The following is a 17144-nucleotide window of genomic DNA, read 5'->3' on the forward strand; positions in this document are numbered from 1 at the left end:
GGAGAGTGGCAATGAATTTGCAGAACAAGACGATCGTGGTCACCGGCGTGGCATCGGGCATCGGTGCCGAAGTCGCGCGTCTGGCCCGTTTCCATGGCGCCACGGTGATCGGCGTCGATCGCACGCCGGTGCAGATGTCGCTGCACGGGTTCCACCAGGCCGATCTTGGCGATCCGGCATCCATCGATGCGCTGGTGCAGGCCTTGCCGGCGCGTGTCGATGCGCTGGCCAATGTGGCTGGGGTTCCCGGTACCGCGCCGTTGGAGGTGGTGGCGCGCGTCAACTATCTGGGCCTGCGCCATTTGAGCCAGGCGCTGCTGCCGCGCATGACGCCCGGCGGTTCCATCATCAATGTGGCCTCCATCCTGGGTGCCGAGTGGCCGCAGCGCCTGGAACTGCACAAGCAACTGGCCGCCACCGACAGCTTTGCGTCTGGTCATGCATGGCTGCAGGCGCATCCGGTGGCGCACGACACCTGCTACCAGTACTTCAAGGAAGCGCTGATCGTGTGGACCCTGCTGCAGTCGCGGCCCTGGTTCGCCGAGCACGGCGTGCGCGTCAACAACGTCTCGCCGGGGCCGGTGTTTACGCCGATTCTTGGCGATTTCGTCACCATGCTCGGCGAGGAGCGCGTCAAGGAAGATGCCAAGCGCATGACGCGGCCGGCGTATGCCGACGAGGTGGCGGAGGCCATCGTGTTTCTCGCCTCCGATGCGGCGCGCTGGATCAACGGCATCACCCTGCCGGTCGATGGCGGGCTGGCGTCCACCACTCTGTAACACCACCCCCTCAGCAGGAGGCTAGACCATGAACGCTCTCCCCAATACCGCCATTGCCGCAAGCGCCGCTCCGGCGTGGCATGGCTGCATCTTCAATGGCGACTGGGTGCCCGGCAACGGCGGCACCGTGCAGATCATCGAACCGGCCACCGGCACGCTGCTGCACGAGGTCGGCAAGGCCGACCTGGCCGATGTCGCCGCTGCCGTGGCGCTGGCCAAGAAAGCGCAACGTGCCTGGGCAGCCACTGCGCCGCGCGAGCGCGCTGCGGTGTTTCACCGTGCCGCGCAGCTGATGGAAGCGCGCAGTGCCGAAGCGGCGCTGCTGATCGCGCGCGAAACCGGCGGCATCCTGCCCAAGGCCCAGCGCGAAGTGAATGAGTCGGTGGTGATCTACCAGCAGTCTGCGGCACTGCCGCTGCAGGCGGTCGGCCAGGTGCTGCCGACGGGCGCCGGCCAGCTCAGTCTGGCGCGGCATCTGCCGCTGGGCGTGATCGCAGTGATTTCCCCGTTCAATTTTCCGCTGATCCTGTCGCTGCGCTCGGTCGCCCCGGCACTGGCGATGGGCAATGCGGTGGTGCTCAAACCCGACCCGCGCACGCCATACACCGGTGGCGTGGTCATCGCCCAGGTGCTGGAAGAAGCGGGCCTGCCGAAGGGACTGCTGCATGTACTGCATGGCGATGCCGCCATCGGGCAGGCGCTGGTCGAATCGCCGGATGTCCCGATGATTGCCTTCACAGGTTCCACCGCGGCCGGGCGGCGCATCGGCGAGATTGCTGGCCGGCATTTGAAGAAGGTGTCGCTGGAGTTGGGCGGCAACAACGCGGTGATCGTGCTCGACGACGCCGATCTGGACAAGGCCGCCTCTGCAGTGGCATTCGGCGCCTACATGCATCAGGGACAGATCTGCATGGCCACCGGCCGCGTGCTGGTCCAGCGCGGGATCGCCGATGCATTCACCCAGCGGCTGGCCGAAAAAGCCAGGCATCTGCCGGTCGGCGATCCGGTCAGCGGCACCGTGGCACTGGGCCCGATCATCGACCAGCGCCAGCTGCAGCGCGTGATCGATATCGTGGACGACAGCGTCGCCGCCGGCGCGGTGGTGGAGGCCGGCGCCAGCAACCAAGGCCTGTTCTATGCACCGACGGTGCTGTCCAACGTGCGTCCGGGCATGCGTGCATTCGACGAAGAAGTCTTTGGCCCGGTGATCAACATCACCGTGTTCGACACCGACGACGAAGCCGCGGAACTTGCCAACCATGGCGAGTACGGTCTGGCTGCGGGCATCCTGTCGGCGTCGGTGTCGCGCGCGATGCGCCTGGGCGACAAGCTGCACACCGGCCTGTTGCACATCAACGATCAGACCGTGGCCGATGAAGTCATCAATCCCTTCGGCGGGACCGGCGCGTCGGGCAACGGCACCAGTTTCGGCGGACCGGCCGATTGGGAGCAGTACACCCACTGGCAATGGCTGACGATCAAGAACGAAGTGCCGCAGTACCCGTTCTGACCGGCGCGGCGCAACCGACCGGGCAGCGGGGCTGCAGGCGAGCCGTGGATCAGCCGCTTTGGGGCTGATCTATCTGCGGTGTCCAAGCGCACCGCTCTTAACCTTGCCCACCGACCATCTCAACTGGTCCTTGCCCGCTCACCGTCGCAGGACCTTACGCGGCATGGATGGCGCGTAAGAGCCTACAGGGATGTACTTGCGGCGTGTCGGGCAAGGGCCCTGCAACAAAGCCGCAGATCCACCGCGCTACGATTGAGCTAATGCGTAGGCAACTGCTGCAAAAGACCGACCATCCCAATTGGTCCTTGCCCGCCCATCGTCGCGGGACCTTACGCGGCATGGATGCCGCGTAAGAGCCTACAAGGATGTACTTGCGGCGTGTCCTGCGAGGGTGGGCGGGCAAGGGCCCTGCAGCCAATCTCCAGACCGGCCGCTCTGCAACCAACGCATCCACACCTTTCAATCACCCTTCAAGACGATCGAGATCTCGCACTTCAGGAATTTTTGTCAGCCACTCCTATTCGCCAGCGCGGAATTGCGTCGGCGAGCAGCCGGCATGGCGTGCGAAGTAGCGGCTGAAGTATGCAGCGTCGAAAAATCCAAGGCTGGCGGCGATCTGCTGCACGCTCAGACTGGTGTAGCGCAGGCTGCGGCGTGCTTCGAGCATGATCCGGCGCTGCAGTAACTGCAGTGCCGAGGCGCCAGCCAGTCGCTGGCATAACGCGTTGAGATGGCCCGGAGTCAGACCCAGCTGCTCGGCATAACGGGAGATCGGCCAGTGCGCGCGGTAGTGCTGGTCTATCAAGGCCTGATAACCACGCAGATGGCGCAGTGCCGGGTCGGCGTACGGGCTCACCGCAGCCGCATCCTGTGCGTGCTCCAGCGCCGTGCGGGCGGTCCAGATCAACAGCTGCGCTGCGGCGGCGTGCAATGCGGCCTCGTGGCCGATGCGTCGGTATGCGTGATCGTCGGCAATGCTGGCGAACAGCACATCGAGCAATCCGCGTGCATGGTGTGCATGCAGGACCTGCGGGACGGTCAGTGCACGCTGCAACAGCGGCGCGGCACTCAAGGCATTGCGTACCAATGGCATGCACACGGTGATGATGTGGCCGCGCACCTGTGGATCGAATTTGAAGCCATGCACGCATAGCGGTGGCAGCCAGATCACGCTTGCGCCACGCAAGCGCTGGCTGCGGCCATCCAGCTGCAGCGTCGCCGGCCCGCGTTGCACGTACAGCAGTTGCGCCAGGTCTTCGTGCCGGTGCGGGGCGATGCGCCAGTCATGCAGCCGGCTGCGTGCGGCAATCGACTCCCAATGCAATAGCTCGGGCGTGTCGGCATGCTGCTCGCCATACAGGCCGAAGGCGGGAACCGCAGCAGCTGCGGCAGTGGCGTGTGCGCGTGTGGGCATCGTCGAAAAGTCCAAGCACTGCACGCAATCATCCCTTCAAAGCATGTGCTTGGCTACCCACACTGGCCTGCATCCGTCGGCTGAGGCAGGAGCATTGCATGCGAACCCAGATCGCGATCATCGGCGCTGGCCCCTCCGGCCTGTTGCTGGGCGAGCTGTTGCTGCGGGCCGGTATCGATACCGTGGTGATCGAGCGGCAGACCCCGGAACATGTGCTGGGGCGTATCCGTGCCGGCGTGCTGGAACAGGGCAGTGTGGCGCTGCTGCAACGGGCAGGCGTTGGCGCACGCGTGCAACGCGAAGGCTTGCCACATCACGGCTTCGAACTGTCGCTGGATGGCCGGCGGGAGCGCATCGATCTGCTGCGCGGTTGCGGACGCAGTGTCACCGTCTACGGCCAGACCGAGGTCACTGCCGACCTGATGCAGGCCCGCGCGCGCAGCGCTGCGCCAACGTATTACAGCGCGCAGGACGTGACGCTGTGCGGAGTGGACAGCGACGCGCCTGCGGTGGAATTCACCCACGATGGCCAGCGCCTGCGTATCGACTGCGACTATATCGTCGGCTGCGACGGCTTCCATGGCATCAGCCGCGCCAGCATCCCGCCGGAGCGACTGCGCCTGTTCGAGCGGGTGTACCCGTTCGGGTGGCTTGGTGTGCTTGCCGACACCCCACCGGTCCACGACGAGTTGATCTACGCGCAGCACCCACGCGGCTTTGCCTTGTGTTCGATGCGCTCGCCGACGCGCTCGCGCTATTACGTGCAGGTGCCGGCCGATGCGCGGGTAGAGGCATGGAGCGATCAGGCGTTCTGGGATGAGTTGCGTGCGCGTCTGCCAGACGCCTTGTCTGCGCAACTGCTCACCGGGCCATCGATCGAAAAGAGCATTGCGCCGTTGCGTAGCTTCGTCGCCGAACCCATGCAGTACGGGCGCCTGTTCCTGGCCGGCGATGCGGCGCATATCGTGCCGCCCACCGGCGCCAAGGGCCTGAATCTGGCGCTGGCCGATGTCGGCTTGCTGGCGCAATTGTTCGAGCGCTGGAACGCGCGTGGCGATACCACGGTGCTGCAACAATATTCGGCGCTGGCGCTGCAGCGGGTATGGAAGGCCGAACGGTTTTCATGGTGGATGACCACCTTGCTGCATACCTTCGACGACCAGGACGCATTCACCGCACGCATTCATGCCGCAGAGCTGGATTATCTGCTGGGCAGCGAGGCCGGGCGCGCCACCCTGGCCGAAAACTATGCGGGGTTGCCGTTGGTGGAGCTGCCGGATTGAGCGTAGCGATGGCCGCCGCCGAGATGCCTCGTACACGCGCGAGAAACCCACTGCCGTGGTTATCTTCTGATTACCACCCATACCGCAGGTGCCCTGGTGCACTCCAGGGCGGCTAGCGGGCGAGCGGACGCGGCCGTTAGGCTGGCGGCGACGCGTGAAAAACCCTGTATGCCAAGGCGCGTCGTCCCCCAATCAACGGTGCACCGTGTTGGTATCCCAGCCGGCGCAGTGCCCGTCTCCACATAAGGAGTCTTCCATGAATAAGCTGTTCTCCCGCGCCTTGCTGCTGGTCATGCTGGTGGCGCCGGTGGCTGCGTTCGCGCAGACCGCAGTGACTGAAAATCCCAACCACCAGAAGATGCTGCTCGGCTCCACCTGGTATGAAACCGCCAACAAGCGGCTGGTCTACGATTTTTGGCGCATCGTGTTCGAAGCCGGCCAGGTGCAGTATGCGCCGATGTACATGGACAAGAACTACATTCAGCACAACCCGAATGTGGCCAATGGCCGCGATGCGTTCATTGCCTTCCTGACCGCCTTCGTGAAGCCGACGCCGGTGCAGCCGCGCGTGCAGCTGCCGTTGGTGGCCATCACTGCCGACGGCGATCTGGTCACGCTGGTGTCGGTACGCACCTTGCCCAATCCGAACAAACCGGGCACCACCTACACCACCACCTGGTTCGACATGTTCCGCATCGAAAAAGGCCTGATCAAGGAGCATTGGGATCCGGACACCATTGCCGGCCGCGCCAATAGCGGCGGCCAGTAATCGCTGCTGCATTGCAGGGCTGCAGCGTGCAGCCCTGCAATGCGTGATCCATGCAGCTCGTCAGCAACCATGCAAGTGGTTGACGGAAACGACAACGCCCGCCTGACCGCGGGCGTTGTCTTTTGAGCGCAGCGGTCAGCTGATGCGGAAGCCCATCGTCGCTTCCACCGCCTGCTGCCAGCCGGCATAGAGTTGTTCGCGCTTGTCGTCGGCCATGGTCGGCTCGAAGCGGCGATCCACCGCCCACTGTTTGGCGATCTCTTCGCGGCTGCTCCAGAACCCGGTCGCCAGACCGGCCAGATAGGCCGCGCCAAGCGCGGTGGTTTCGGCCACTTCCGGGCGCAGCACCGGCACGTTGAGCATGTCGCTCTGGAACTGCGCCATGAAGTCGTTGGCGATTGCGCCACCGTCGGCGCGCAGTTCCTTCAGCTCGATGCCCGAATCGGCCTGCATTGCAGTCAACACGTCGCGGGTCTGGTAGGCCATCGATTCCACCGCCGCACGCACGAAATGTTCCTTGGTGGTGCCGCGGGTCAACCCGAACACCGCGCCGCGGATATCGCTGCGCCAATACGGTGCGCCCAGGCCAACGAAGGCCGGCACCAGATAGACCCCGTCGTTGTCGCCGGCACGTTCGGCATAGGCCTGCGAGTCGCTGGCCTTGCCGAGCATGCGCAAGCCGTCGCGCAGCCATTGCACGACCGAGCCGGCGACGAAGATCGAGCCTTCCAGCGCGTATTCGACCTTGCCGTCGATGCCCCAAGCGATCGTGGTCAACAGACCGGCCTTGGACGCAACCGCCTTGTCGCCGGTATTCATCAGCGCAAAGCAGCCGGTGCCATAGGTGTTCTTGGCCATGCCCGGTTCGAAGCAGGCCTGGCCGAACAATGCGGCCTGCTGGTCGCCGGCGATCCCGGCGATCGGCACCTGCTCGCCGTAGAAATACTGGGTCTGGGTCATGCCGTAGATTTCGCTGGACGAGCGCACCTCCGGCAGCATTTCCTTCGGCACGTCGAGCATGGCCAGCAGCTCGGCGTCCCACTCCAGCGTGTGGATGTTGTACATCAGCGTGCGCGAGGCATTGGTGTAGTCGGTGACATGCACCTTGCCGCCGGTGAGATTCCAGATCAGCCAGCTATCGATGGTGCCGAAGGCCAGCTCGCCGTTACGCGCACGCTCGCGGGCGCCGTCGACGTGGTCGAGAATCCATTTGACCTTGGTGCCGGAAAAATACGCATCGATCAGCAGGCCGGTCTTGTCGCGCACCATCTGTTCGTGCCCGGCCTCCTTGAGCTGCGTGCAGATGTCCTTGGTCTGCCGCGATTGCCAGACGATGGCGTTGTAGATCGGCTGGCCGGTGGCCTTGTCCCACACCACCGCGGTCTCGCGCTGGTTGGTGATGCCGATACCGGCGATCGAGCGCGCATCGATCTGCGCGTTGTTGAGCAGCTCGGTGATCGTGGTGTAGACGCTGGTCATGATCTCGCGCGGGTTGTGTTCCACCCAGCCCGGCTGCGGAAAGATCTGGCCGAACTCGCGCTGCGCCACGCCGGCCACCTTGCCGTTGCGATCGAACAACATCGCCCGTGAACTGGTGGTGCCCTGATCGATCGCAAGGACGTATTGCTTTTCCATCGGAGATTCCTCGAACAATGCCGGCGCTGGCGCACGGCGAGAAAGGGGGCAGTGCACGCTGCTGCGCGAAAGGCCGATAAAACCCAGCCTGTCTGGCGGCGGCGCAGTGCTGTCAGTCGTGCAGCAGGGCGATCAGCGCGGATCGAGCGGTTTGCCGCCCTGCAGATGGCGCACGCGTGCCGGCAGGAACGGCAGGATCAGCCACTGGTAGGCGAGCGCGCCGATCGGGCCGCCGATCAATGGGCCGACAATGGGAATCCACCAGTAGTTGTCCTTGGCAGGCAACGCGGCCTCGCCCCAGCCGGCAAGGTAGGCGAACAGACGCGGGCCGAAATCGCGCGCCGGATTCATCGCCCAGGCTTCCAGATAGCCCATCGACGCGCCCAGCGTCGCCACCAGCAGGCCGATCATCAGCGCGCCGGAGTTGGCGGTCGGCGCGGCTTCGTTGAATTGTTCGGTGATGGCGAAGATGCCAAAGATCAGGAACGCGGTGATGATGATCTGGTCGACCAGCGCGTGCATCGGCGTGACCGCAAGGCCGGGTGCGGTGAAGAACACCCCGGCGGCGCCACCGGCTTCGCGGGTGAGTTGCTGCACCTGGTTGTAGTGGTCGATGACCGGGCCGTACAACTGGTAGACGATGGCCGCGCCCAGGAATGCGCCGATCACCTGCGCGCCCCAGTACGGCAGCACCTTCTTCCAGGAGAAACCGCGGAACAGCGCCAGCGCCAGCGTCACCGCCGGGTTGGCATGTGTGCCGGACACCGAGCCGGTGACATAGATCGCCAGCGTCACCGCCAGGCCCCAGGCGATGCACACGCCCCAGTAGGCGTTCTGGTACGGGCTGGGGTCGTAGAGAACGTACATTGCCGCGACCGAATCGCCGAGCGCGATGATGATGAACATCGCCACCGCTTCGGAAATCAACTCACCCACGAGTTGGCGGCTCATGCGCACGTCCTCGTGCCGATGGCGATGACGCAGGCAGGGTGGTGCGATGCGCGCATTGGCGCGCAGGGGTCTTCGGTGATGCTCATCAGGGTGCCCTCCACGTGACTCAGGATGATGCTGGCGAATGCGCCAGGATACGTTGCCGCGCGACCCGTCCTCGCCAGCAACGTGGTTCGATCAGGCCGGCACGCCGTCCGCCTGCCGGACCGAGTGTGTCTGCAAATACGCCTCCAGGCGTGCGCGCCCGGCCGCGTCGATGCGCAGGCCGAGTTTGCTGCGACGCCACAGGATGTCGTCGGCAGTGACGGCCCATTCGTGGGCACGCAGGTAATCCACCTCGGCCTGGTACAGATCGGCGCCGAAGTGCGTGCCCAGGGCGGCGATGTCCTGCGCCTGGCCCAGCAGCTGCTCCGCACAGGTGCCGTAGTTGCGCACCAGCCGCTGCGCAGTCGGTGCCGGCAGCCACGGATATGCGTTGCGCACGCGCTCGAGCAGGCTGGCGATATCGCGTTGTTCGCCGCCGGGCAATACGTCGCCGCGCGCGGTCCATGCGGGCTTGCGGGCACCCAGCGCCTGGGTGAGGCGGTCGACCGCTTCTTCGGCCAGCTTGCGATAGGTGGTGAGCTTGCCGCCGAACACGTTGAGCAACGGTGCGCCGTCGGTAAGCACTTCCAGCTGGTAATCGCGGGTGACTTCGGCAGCGTTGTCCTCGGCGTCGTCCAGCAGCGGACGCACGCCGCTATAGCTCCACACCACATCGCTGGGGGCGATCTGCTGCTGGAAATACAGGTTCACCGCATCGCACAGGTACTGCACTTCGGCCGCATCGATGCTGGGCGCGGCGGGGTCGGCCTGGTAATCCACGTCGGTGGTGCCGATCAGGGTGAAGTCGTGCTCGTAGGGGATGGCGAACACGATGCGCCGATCCGGTTGCTGGAAGATGTACGCGTGGTCGTGGTCGAACAACCTGGGCACCACGATGTGGCTGCCCTTGACCAGGCGCAGTGCGTGCTTGTGCGGCACTGCGGCGACCTTGTCCAGGAACGACACCGCCCACGGCCCGGCCGCATTGGCCAGCGCACGCGCGTGCACGGTGCGGCGGCGGCCGTCGCGGTCTTCCAGCTCGGCGTACCAGAAGCCTGCATCGCGCCAGGCACCGACGCAGCGTGTGCGGGTGCGGATCTGTGCGCCACGCCTGGCGGCGTCCATCGCATTGAGCACCACCAGCCGCGCATCCTGCACCCAGGCATCGGAGTACACGAAGCCGGTGCGCAGCGATTCCTGCAGCGGCTGGCCCACCGGGTGCGTGCGCAGCGACAGCCGACGCGAGCGCGGCAGACTGCGCTTGCTGCCGCCGAGATGGTCATACAGGAACAGCCCGGCTCGGATCATCCAGGCCGGGCGCAGATGCGGTTGATGCGGCAGCAGGAAGCGCAGCGGCCAGATGATGTGCGGAGCCAGCCGCAGCAACACTTCGCGCTCGGCCAGCGCCTTGCCGACCAGCGCGAACTCGTACTGCTCCAGATAGCGCAGGCCGCCATGAATGAGCTTGGTGCTGGCGCTGCTGGTATGCGCGGCCAGATCGTCCTGTTCGCACAGGCACACCGACAGGCCACGCCCGGCCGCATCGCGGGCGATGCCGACCCCGTTGATGCCGCCGCCTATCACCAGAAGATCGTATGTCTCGCCCATCGGTGTCTCCGTCCGGGTACGCCAGTAGCGAACCCAAGTTGTCATGTTCGAACATATTCGAACATCAAACCTTTTCGGGACGTGAAGAGCTGTCGGGCTTGAGAACTAGGCGAAGAAAGAGTGATTAGGCCTATAAAAGCCGGAACTTTGATAGCCGGGACGGATCATTAGGGAGGCCAGATCGGTACGCCGCACCGCAAACGCACAAAAACGAACAATCGCTCAGCCGGCGTCGCCAGGCTCGGCCAAGTGCACGCGGGTGCCGGCCTCGGCCAGCACGGCGGCCAGTTCCTGCGGCGGCGGCCTGTCGGTGAACCAGTCGTGCACCTGGGCAATCGCGCCCAGTCGCACCATGGCGTTGCGGCCGAACTTGCTGTGGTCGGCGGCCAGCAGCACCTGCCGCGAGTGCTCGATGATGGCCTGGGCCACGCGCACTTCCTGGTAGTCGAAGTCCAGCAGGGTGCCGTCCAGATCGATGCCGGAAATGCCGATCACCCCGAAGTCCACCTTGAACTGCCGGATCAGCTCCACCGTCGCCTCGCCGGTCACGCCCTGGTCGCGCCCGCGCACCACGCCACCGGCCACGATCACCTCGAAGCTGGGGTTGGCGCTGAGCATCACCGCCACGTTGAGGTTGTTGGTGATTACGCGCAGGCCGCGGTGCTGCAGCAAGGCGCGCGCCACCTCTTCGTTGGTAGTGCCCAGGTTGATGAACAACGAGGCATCGTCGGGAATGAAGCGGGCGACCTGCGCGGCGATGTGCTGTTTCTCGCGCGCCTGCAGCGCCTTGCGTGCGGTGTAGGCCAGGTTTTCCACGCTCGAGGGCATGCTGACGCCACCGTGATAACGGCGCAGCACGCCGGCATCGCACAGCAGGGTCAGATCGCGACGGATGGTCTGCGGCGTCACCTCGAAGCGCGTCGCCAGCCCTTCCACCTCGGCAAAGCCCTGCTGCCGCACCAATGCCACCAATTGCTCCTGGCGCGGGTTGAGTGCCGGCGCCGGGACCGTCCTGTAGTGAGTCGACTCCATGCGCAGATGATCGCGCATGCGCGTGAGGATGCAAACACGCGCTGCGCGAGCGCCGGCGTGTCGATGGCTGCGCTCAGCCCAGCTCGCAGCGGTAGCCGGTATCGATGCTGATGCTGCCACCCACCGCGCGCGAGACGCAGGCGCACAGCTTGCGGTTCTCGCGGCGCTGTTCGTCGCTGAAGAACACATCGCGGTGATCGATATCGGCCGCGCTGTCCAGCACCTCGACCGCGCACAGCCCGCATTCGCCGCGCCGGCATTCGGCGATCAGCTCGACTCCGGCGTCGGCCAGCGCATCCAGCATCGACTCGTTCTCGGCCACCGGCACTTCCAGGCCAAGCCTGGGCAGCTTGACCACGAACGCCTGCGCCGGCACCCGCCCGCTGTTGCCGAAGGTTTCGAAATGCAGCCGCGCGCGCGGACGCCCGGCGGCGTGCCAGTGCTGGCGCACCGCCTCGAGCATGCCGAGCGGGCCGCACACGTACACCTCGGCATTGGGCGACAGCCGCGCCAGCTCGGCAGCAAGATCCGCCGGGCCGGCGCCGTCGTCGCATTGCAGCTGCAGGCGCTCGCCCAGCAGCGCTTCCAGTTCGTCGACATAGGCCATCGCACGGCGCGTGCGCCCGGCATACAGCAGGCGGAACGCGCGATGGCGGCGCGCCAGCCGCTGCGCCATGCCGATGATCGGGGTGATGCCGATCCCGCCGGCGATCAGCAGGATCTCCTCGCCGCCCTCGTCCAGCGCAAAGTTGTTGCTGGGCGGGGAGATCTCCACCACATCGCCGGGCTGCAGCGTCCACATGTGCCGCGAGCCGCCGCGGCTGTCGGGCATCTGCCGTACTGCGATCTGGTAGTGGCCATCGGCACGTGGCTCGCCCACCAGCGAGTACGAGCGCACGTCGGCGCGGCCATGCAGCTGCACGCGAAAATCCAGATGGCTGCCGACTTCGAAGCCGCGCGCCGCGGTGCCCGGATCGAGCACGATTTCGCGCACGCCCTCGCAGGCGTCGGCAATGCTGACCACATGGGCGCTGTGCCACTGGGTGTCTTTACGCATGGGGAACTCCAGGCAGAGGGGTGGGCCGGCTGCTGCCGGCAGTGGCGGGATGGGCGCGGCCGATCAATGCGCCGCCGCGCACCTGGGTGATCGCCGCCGGGGTCTGCAGCACGTGGCGCAGATTGCGATGGGCCAGCCGTGCGTGTTCGCGCATCAGCGCTTCGGCGCGCGCGCCCTGGCGGTCTTCGATGGCGGCCAGGACTTCGCGGTGCTGGTCCTGCGCCAGGGTCAGGATCAGCCGCGCCTCGGCGCTGGTGGTCTGCGCCATGACCAGGCTATTGGGCGAGGCGAACGGCAGCTGCAGCACGCGGGTGAGCTCGCGGCCCAGCACATCGCTGCCGGCCATGGCCACCAGCAACGCGTGGAACTGCGCATTGGCCTGCACGTACGCGCTGAAGTCGATGGCGTGCAGCGGCGAGCCGACGATGCGGTCGAGCGTATCCAGCAACTGGCGTGCCTGGGCCAGCGCCGCGGCCGATGCCCCGCGCTCGGCCGCCATGCGCGCGGCCAGGCCTTCGAGCGTGCCGCGCAGTTCGATCGCATCGTGCACATCGCGTTCGCTGAAGGCCTGCACCGCATAGCCGCCACCGGGCAGTGCGCTGGCCAGGCCTTCTTCGCACAGCCGCTGCAGCGCGGCGCGTACGGGCGTGCGCGACATGCCCAGCCGCTGCACCACCGCCAGCTCGGACAGGCGCGTTCCGGCCGGCAGGGTGCCGTCGAGGATCAGTTCGCGTAGCGACAGCAGTGCGCGCGTGGTCTGCGCGGCACTGCTGCGAAACGGGGTGGCGGGTGACATGGAAACCTCCGATGCGGTGCTCAGCCCACCATGCGCAGCGACAGTTCCTGCGCGCGCTGCTCCTGGGCGATCAGCCGATCGATCACGCGGCGCGCCCACATCCCGCCGGCATCGACGTTGAGGTTGTAGAAGGTGTGATCCGGATGCGCGTCGATGGCGCGTTGCTGCGCTTCCAGCACCGCCTCGTCCTCGCCGAACACGCCGGTGACGCCTGCACGGGTCAGCGTGGTCAGCGATTGGTCGTGCAGCGCGTAGTTGCGCATGAACGCCCAGAAGTAGTGGCAGGTGGTGTCGGTTTCCGGCGTGATGGTATTGAGCACGTATCCGTTGACGCCCTGGCTGCGGTCGCCCTCCGGCGCACCGGTGCCGGCGATGGCCACGCCGACGTCGATGGCAATGGTGCCGGGCGCTTCGAAGCGGATGATCTGCCAGCGGTCGACCTTGCCGCGGTAATCCAGATGGCGCGCGATCTGGCTGGCCCAGAATGGCGGCGCGTCGATGTTGCGCATCCAGCGCGACACCACTACCGAGCGGTCGCCATGCATCACCTCGAACGGCGCTTCGGCGATCTCGTCCTGGCCGATGCTGGAGCCGTGCACGAAGGTCTCGTGGGTCAGGTCCATCAGGTTGTCCAGCACCAGCCGGTAGTCGCACTTGGCATAGATGGTGCGGCCATCGCCGGCCCAGGCCGGATCGTGCGCCCAGTGCAGGTCGGGAATCAGGCGGGTGTCGGCCTGCGCCGGGTCGCCCGGCCAGATCCACACATAGCGATGCTTCTCGGCCACCGGAAAACTGCGCACGCACGCGGAGGGATTGATGGTCTCCTGCGAGGGCATGTGCACGCAGCGGCCCTGGCTGTTGTAGACCAGCCCGTGGTAACCGCACACCACATCGTCGCCGCGCAGCTTGCCCATCGACAGCGGCACCAGGCGATGCCAACACGCATCTTCGAGCGCGATCACCGCCCCGGCAGTGGTGCGATAGACCACCACATCCAGGTTGCAGACCTTGCGCGGGGTCAGCGCGTGCTTGATCTCGTGGTCCCAGGCGACGGCGTACCACGCGTTGAGGGGAAACAGCTGCTTGGACTGGGACATGACCGTGGCTCCTGGGGTTTGTATACAACCTGGGGTGCGGATCGGCAGCGGTGCGCCGGCTGGCGACCAGTTGACGCGCATGCCGGCGCTGGCGTCTGCTTGCAAGCGAAGTTATGTATACACCGGAGACAATGTTGGAGCGTCGGTCGCTCGCCGAAATTGTGCGATTATCGAATTGATGCACCGATAATCGCATTGACCGGGCCGTGCAGCTGCGCCTAACGTGACCACACGCTCGCTGCGCAGGACCGAAGCAATGGCCCAGATCGTCCCCCTTTCAGAAGCGGTGTCCCAGCTGATCGCCGATGGCGACTGCGTGGCGATGGAAGGCTTCACCCATCTGATTCCGCATGCGGCCGGCCACGAGGTGATCCGCCAGCGCAAGCGCGACCTGCACCTGGTGCGCATGACCCCGGACCTGATCTACGATCAGCTGATCGGCGCCGGGTGTGCATCGGCATTGCGGTTCTCGTGGGGCGGCAATCCCGGCGTCGGTTCGCTGCACCGGCTGCGCGATGCGGTCGAACATGCGTGGCCGCAGCCGCTGCAGATCCGCGAACACAGCCATGCCGACATGGCCAACGCGTACGTAGCCGGTGCCTCGGGCCTGCCGTTTGCGGTGCTGCGCGGTTATGTCGGCTCGGACCTGCCGCGCGTCAACGACAGCATCAAGTTCCTGCAATGCCCGTACACCGGCGAGACGCTGGCCACCACGCCAGCGGTCAGGCCCGATGTCACCGTCATCCATGCGCAGCAGGCCGACCGCCGCGGTAACGTGCTGCTGTGGGGCATCCTGGGCGTGCAGAAGGAGGCCGCGCTGGCGGCGCGCAAGGTGATCGTCACGGTGGAAGAGATCGTCGACACGCTGGATGCGCCGCCCAACGCCTGCATCCTGCCGCGCTGGGTGGTCGATGCGGTCTGTCATGTGCCCGGCGGTGCGGCGCCATCGTACGCGCACGGTTATTACGCCCGCGACAACCGCTTCTACCTGGCCTGGGATGCGATCGCGCGCGACCGTGCACGCTTCCAGACGTGGATCCAGACGCACATTCACGACACCGAGGACTTTGCCGCGTTCCAGCGCGTGTACGCGCAATCGCTGCTGCAGGTGGCCGCATGAGCGACTACAGCACCAACGAGATGATGACCGTGGCGGCGGCGCGGCGCCTGCCCGATGGCGCGGTGTGCTTTGTCGGTATCGGCCTGCCATCCACCGCCGCCAACCTGGCGCGGCTGACGCATGCGCCGGATGTCACCCTGATCTACGAATCCGGCCCGATCGGCGCGCGCCCGGAGGTGCTGCCGTTGTCGATCGGCGACGGCGAGCTGGCCGAAACCGCCGACACCGTGGTCTCCACCCCGGAAATCTTCCGCTACTGGCTGCAGGGCGGGCGCGTGGACGTGGGCTTTCTGGGCGCGGCGCAGATCGATCGCCATGCCAATCTCAACACCACGGTGATCGGCCCGTACGACGCGCCGAAGACGCGGCTGCCCGGCGCGGGCGGTGCGCCGGAGATCGCGGCCAGCGCCAGACAGGTGTTCATCATCATTCGCCAATCCAGACGCAGCTTCGTGCCCGCGCTGGACTTCATCACCACGGTCGGGCATCTGGACGGTGGCGATGCGCGGCAGCGCGCCGGCCTGCCCGGCGCCGGCCCCACCGTGGTGGTCACCGACCTGTGCGTGATGGAGCCCGATCCCGTGACCCGCGAACTCACCGTCACCGCGCTGCATCCCGGCAGCACCCGCGAGCAGGTGAGCGCGGCCACCGGCTGGCCGATCCGCTTCGCCGCCGATCTGGCGCAGACCACCCCACCCAGTGCTGCGGAACTGCAGGCGCTGCGCGCGCTGCAGGCACGCACCGACGCAGCGCATGGCAAGCAGGCAGCCGGAGCCGAGGCATGAGCGAGGTCTATCTGATCGATGGCATCCGCACGCCGATCGGCCGCTACGGCGGCGCCCTGGCCGGCGTGCGCGCCGACGACCTGGGCGCGATACCGATCGCCGCGTTGATGGCACGCAATCCGCAACTGGAGCCGGCGCTGATCGACGACGTGTACCTGGGCTGCGCAAATCAGGCCGGCGAGGACAATCGCAATGTCGCGCGCATGAGTCTGTTGCTGGCGGGGCTGCCCAGTTCGGTGCCGGGCAGCACGCTCAATCGCCTGTGCGGTTCCGGGCTGGATGCGGTCGGCACGGTGGCGCGCGGCATTCGCGCCGACGAGCTGGGCCTGGCGATCGCTGGCGGGGTCGAATCGATGACCCGCGCGCCGTGGGTCATGGGCAAGGCCGAGAGCGCGTTCGCGCGCACGCAACAGCTGGAAGACACCACCATGGGCTGGCGGTTCATCAATCCGCGCCTGCAGGGTGCCTATGGCGTGGAGCTGATGGGCGAGACCGCGGAGAACGTGGCACAGCGCCATGCCATCGCGCGCGAAGACCAGGACGCGTTCGCGTTGCGCAGCCAGCAACGCGCCGCCGCCGCACAGGCAGCCGGTTTCTTCGATGCAGAGATCACTCCGGTGCCGGTGGCCGCACGCAAAGGGGGCGAGGCAAGCGCGGTCGATCGTGACGAGCATCCGCGCCCGAACACCACCGCCGAGATGCTGGCCAAGCTCAAGCCGGTGTTCCGCCAGCCCGGCACGGTGACGGCCGGCAATGCGGCCGGTCTGAACGATGGCGCTGCCGCCCTGTTGCTGGCGTCTGCGCAGGCCGTGCATGCGCATGGGCTGACCCCGCGGGCACGCGTGCTCGGCTTCGCCTCGGCGGGCGTGGAGCCGGCCTACATGGGCATCGGCCCGGTACCGGCCACGCAGCGTCTGCTGGCACGCCTGGGCCTGCGCATCGAGCAGTTCGATGCGATCGAGCTCAACGAAGCCTTCGCCGCGCAGGTGCTGGCCTGCACGCGCGCGTTCGGCCTGGCCGACGATGCCGCGCACGTCAACGCCAATGGCGGCGCCATCGCGCTGGGCCATCCCCTGGGCATGAGCGGTGCGCGGCTGGCATTGACCTTGTTGCGGCAACTGGAGGCGGGCAACGGGCGGCTTGGGCTGGCCAGCATGTGCATCGGGGTCGGGCAGGGCGTGGCGCTGGCGATCGAGCGCGTGTAGTGCGCCGATTGCAACCGCC

At 66.5% G+C, this 17144-nt stretch carries 15 protein-coding genes; 7 read left to right on the forward strand and 8 right to left on the reverse strand.

Annotation, left to right across the window (positions count from 1 at the left end; translation table 11 throughout):
- Positions 1 to 11 precede the first annotated feature (11 nt).
- Together XARJCFBP2528_RS07970 and XARJCFBP2528_RS07975 are read left to right on the forward strand one after the other, a co-directional pair.
- The gene (locus XARJCFBP2528_RS07970; RefSeq protein WP_016903483.1) at positions 12 to 779 is read left to right on the forward strand and encodes a coniferyl-alcohol dehydrogenase; all 768 of its coding nucleotides are present in this window, start codon (positions 12 to 14) and stop codon (positions 777 to 779) included.
- Positions 780 to 807: 28 nt separating this feature from the next.
- A complete protein-coding gene (locus XARJCFBP2528_RS07975) occupies positions 808 to 2289 on the forward strand; it encodes a benzaldehyde dehydrogenase (protein WP_016903482.1) in 1482 nt (493 codons plus the stop codon).
- A 517-nt stretch (positions 2290 to 2806) separates the two neighbouring features.
- Here XARJCFBP2528_RS07975 and XARJCFBP2528_RS07980 read toward each other — a convergent pair.
- Positions 2807 to 3703: a helix-turn-helix domain-containing protein gene (locus XARJCFBP2528_RS07980; RefSeq protein WP_016903481.1), complete on the reverse strand. Its 897-nt coding sequence runs from the start codon at positions 3701 to 3703 to the stop codon at positions 2807 to 2809.
- A 98-nt stretch (positions 3704 to 3801) separates the two neighbouring features.
- Between XARJCFBP2528_RS07980 and pobA the strand changes: the two genes are divergently transcribed.
- Both pobA and XARJCFBP2528_RS07990 read left to right on the forward strand, forming a co-directional pair.
- Positions 3802 to 4986, forward strand: coding sequence for a 4-hydroxybenzoate 3-monooxygenase (gene pobA / locus XARJCFBP2528_RS07985; protein WP_016903480.1), 1185 nt, complete (start codon positions 3802 to 3804; stop codon positions 4984 to 4986).
- A 256-nt stretch (positions 4987 to 5242) separates the two neighbouring features.
- Positions 5243 to 5755: a nuclear transport factor 2 family protein gene (locus XARJCFBP2528_RS07990; RefSeq protein WP_016903479.1), complete on the forward strand. Its 513-nt coding sequence runs from the start codon at positions 5243 to 5245 to the stop codon at positions 5753 to 5755.
- 135 nt (positions 5756 to 5890) lie between these two features.
- On the opposite strand, the gene glpK is transcribed toward XARJCFBP2528_RS07990, so the two are convergent.
- The 7 genes from glpK to XARJCFBP2528_RS08025 form a co-directional block, all read right to left on the reverse strand.
- A complete protein-coding gene (gene glpK, locus XARJCFBP2528_RS07995; RefSeq protein WP_039517354.1) occupies positions 5891 to 7390 on the reverse strand; it encodes a glycerol kinase GlpK in 1500 nt (499 codons plus the stop codon).
- A 132-nt stretch (positions 7391 to 7522) separates the two neighbouring features.
- Positions 7523 to 8341 (reverse strand): MIP/aquaporin family protein, encoded by an 819-nt coding sequence (locus tag XARJCFBP2528_RS08000; protein WP_016904933.1) that lies wholly within the window; start codon positions 8339 to 8341, stop codon positions 7523 to 7525.
- Between the two features lie 177 nt (positions 8342 to 8518).
- Positions 8519 to 10033: a glycerol-3-phosphate dehydrogenase gene (gene glpD, locus XARJCFBP2528_RS08005; protein ID WP_016904931.1), complete on the reverse strand. Its 1515-nt coding sequence runs from the start codon at positions 10031 to 10033 to the stop codon at positions 8519 to 8521.
- Between the two features lie 222 nt (positions 10034 to 10255).
- Positions 10256 to 11083: a DeoR/GlpR family DNA-binding transcription regulator gene (locus XARJCFBP2528_RS08010; protein WP_016904930.1), complete on the reverse strand. Its 828-nt coding sequence runs from the start codon at positions 11081 to 11083 to the stop codon at positions 10256 to 10258.
- Between the two features lie 55 nt (positions 11084 to 11138).
- Complete coding sequence (locus tag XARJCFBP2528_RS08015; protein ID WP_047124569.1) at positions 11139 to 12122, reverse strand: PDR/VanB family oxidoreductase; 984 nt, start codon at positions 12120 to 12122, stop codon at positions 11139 to 11141.
- Complete coding sequence (locus XARJCFBP2528_RS08020; protein WP_016904720.1) at positions 12115 to 12918, reverse strand: GntR family transcriptional regulator; 804 nt, start codon at positions 12916 to 12918, stop codon at positions 12115 to 12117. The genes XARJCFBP2528_RS08015 and XARJCFBP2528_RS08020 overlap by 8 nt, the downstream gene beginning before the upstream one ends.
- Positions 12919 to 12938: 20 nt before the next feature.
- A complete protein-coding gene (locus XARJCFBP2528_RS08025) occupies positions 12939 to 14015 on the reverse strand; it encodes an aromatic ring-hydroxylating dioxygenase subunit alpha (protein WP_016904721.1) in 1077 nt (358 codons plus the stop codon).
- 256 nt (positions 14016 to 14271) lie between these two features.
- On the opposite strand from XARJCFBP2528_RS08025, the gene XARJCFBP2528_RS08030 reads away from it, so the two are divergent.
- Genes XARJCFBP2528_RS08030 through pcaF form a run of 3 tightly spaced genes read left to right on the forward strand, consistent with a single transcriptional unit; the run spans position 14272 to position 17125 of the window.
- Positions 14272 to 15135, forward strand: a complete 864-nt coding sequence (locus XARJCFBP2528_RS08030; RefSeq protein ID WP_039511202.1) for a CoA transferase subunit A — start codon at positions 14272 to 14274, stop codon at positions 15133 to 15135.
- Positions 15132 to 15920 carry a CoA-transferase subunit beta gene (locus XARJCFBP2528_RS08035; RefSeq protein WP_016904723.1) on the forward strand — a complete coding sequence of 263 codons (789 nt, stop codon included), beginning with the start codon at positions 15132 to 15134 and terminating at the stop codon, positions 15918 to 15920. Before XARJCFBP2528_RS08030 ends, XARJCFBP2528_RS08035 begins: the two co-directional genes overlap by 4 nt.
- A complete protein-coding gene (gene pcaF / locus XARJCFBP2528_RS08040) occupies positions 15917 to 17125 on the forward strand; it encodes a 3-oxoadipyl-CoA thiolase (RefSeq protein WP_016904724.1) in 1209 nt (402 codons plus the stop codon). Before XARJCFBP2528_RS08035 ends, pcaF begins: the two co-directional genes overlap by 4 nt.
- The last annotated feature ends 19 nt before the right edge of the window (positions 17126 to 17144 follow it).

This window comes from Xanthomonas arboricola pv. juglandis (assembly GCF_001013475.1).
In the GTDB taxonomy this organism is placed as follows: domain Bacteria; phylum Pseudomonadota; class Gammaproteobacteria; order Xanthomonadales; family Xanthomonadaceae; genus Xanthomonas; species Xanthomonas arboricola.

What these genes read in the sequence shown, in the direction of transcription:
- XARJCFBP2528_RS07970 (WP_016903483.1), top strand. Translation starts at nt 12, where the DNA reads ATGAATTTGCAGAACAAGACGATCGTGGTCACCGGCGTGGCATCGGGC.
- XARJCFBP2528_RS07975 (WP_016903482.1), top strand. Translation starts at nt 808, where the DNA reads ATGAACGCTCTCCCCAATACCGCCATTGCCGCAAGCGCCGCTCCGGCG.
- XARJCFBP2528_RS07980 (WP_016903481.1), bottom strand. Translation starts at nt 3,703, where the DNA reads ATGCCCACACGCGCACACGCCACTGCCGCAGCTGCTGCGGTTCCCGCC.
- pobA (WP_016903480.1), top strand. Translation starts at nt 3,802, where the DNA reads ATGCGAACCCAGATCGCGATCATCGGCGCTGGCCCCTCCGGCCTGTTG.
- XARJCFBP2528_RS07990 (WP_016903479.1), top strand. Translation starts at nt 5,243, where the DNA reads ATGAATAAGCTGTTCTCCCGCGCCTTGCTGCTGGTCATGCTGGTGGCG.
- glpK (WP_039517354.1), bottom strand. Translation starts at nt 7,390, where the DNA reads ATGGAAAAGCAATACGTCCTTGCGATCGATCAGGGCACCACCAGTTCA.
- XARJCFBP2528_RS08000 (WP_016904933.1), bottom strand. Translation starts at nt 8,341, where the DNA reads ATGAGCCGCCAACTCGTGGGTGAGTTGATTTCCGAAGCGGTGGCGATG.
- glpD (WP_016904931.1), bottom strand. Translation starts at nt 10,033, where the DNA reads ATGGGCGAGACATACGATCTTCTGGTGATAGGCGGCGGCATCAACGGG.
- XARJCFBP2528_RS08010 (WP_016904930.1), bottom strand. Translation starts at nt 11,083, where the DNA reads ATGCGCGATCATCTGCGCATGGAGTCGACTCACTACAGGACGGTCCCG.
- XARJCFBP2528_RS08015 (WP_047124569.1), bottom strand. Translation starts at nt 12,122, where the DNA reads ATGCGTAAAGACACCCAGTGGCACAGCGCCCATGTGGTCAGCATTGCC.
- XARJCFBP2528_RS08020 (WP_016904720.1), bottom strand. Translation starts at nt 12,918, where the DNA reads ATGTCACCCGCCACCCCGTTTCGCAGCAGTGCCGCGCAGACCACGCGC.
- XARJCFBP2528_RS08025 (WP_016904721.1), bottom strand. Translation starts at nt 14,015, where the DNA reads ATGTCCCAGTCCAAGCAGCTGTTTCCCCTCAACGCGTGGTACGCCGTC.
- XARJCFBP2528_RS08030 (WP_039511202.1), top strand. Translation starts at nt 14,272, where the DNA reads ATGGCCCAGATCGTCCCCCTTTCAGAAGCGGTGTCCCAGCTGATCGCC.
- XARJCFBP2528_RS08035 (WP_016904723.1), top strand. Translation starts at nt 15,132, where the DNA reads ATGAGCGACTACAGCACCAACGAGATGATGACCGTGGCGGCGGCGCGG.
- pcaF (WP_016904724.1), top strand. Translation starts at nt 15,917, where the DNA reads ATGAGCGAGGTCTATCTGATCGATGGCATCCGCACGCCGATCGGCCGC.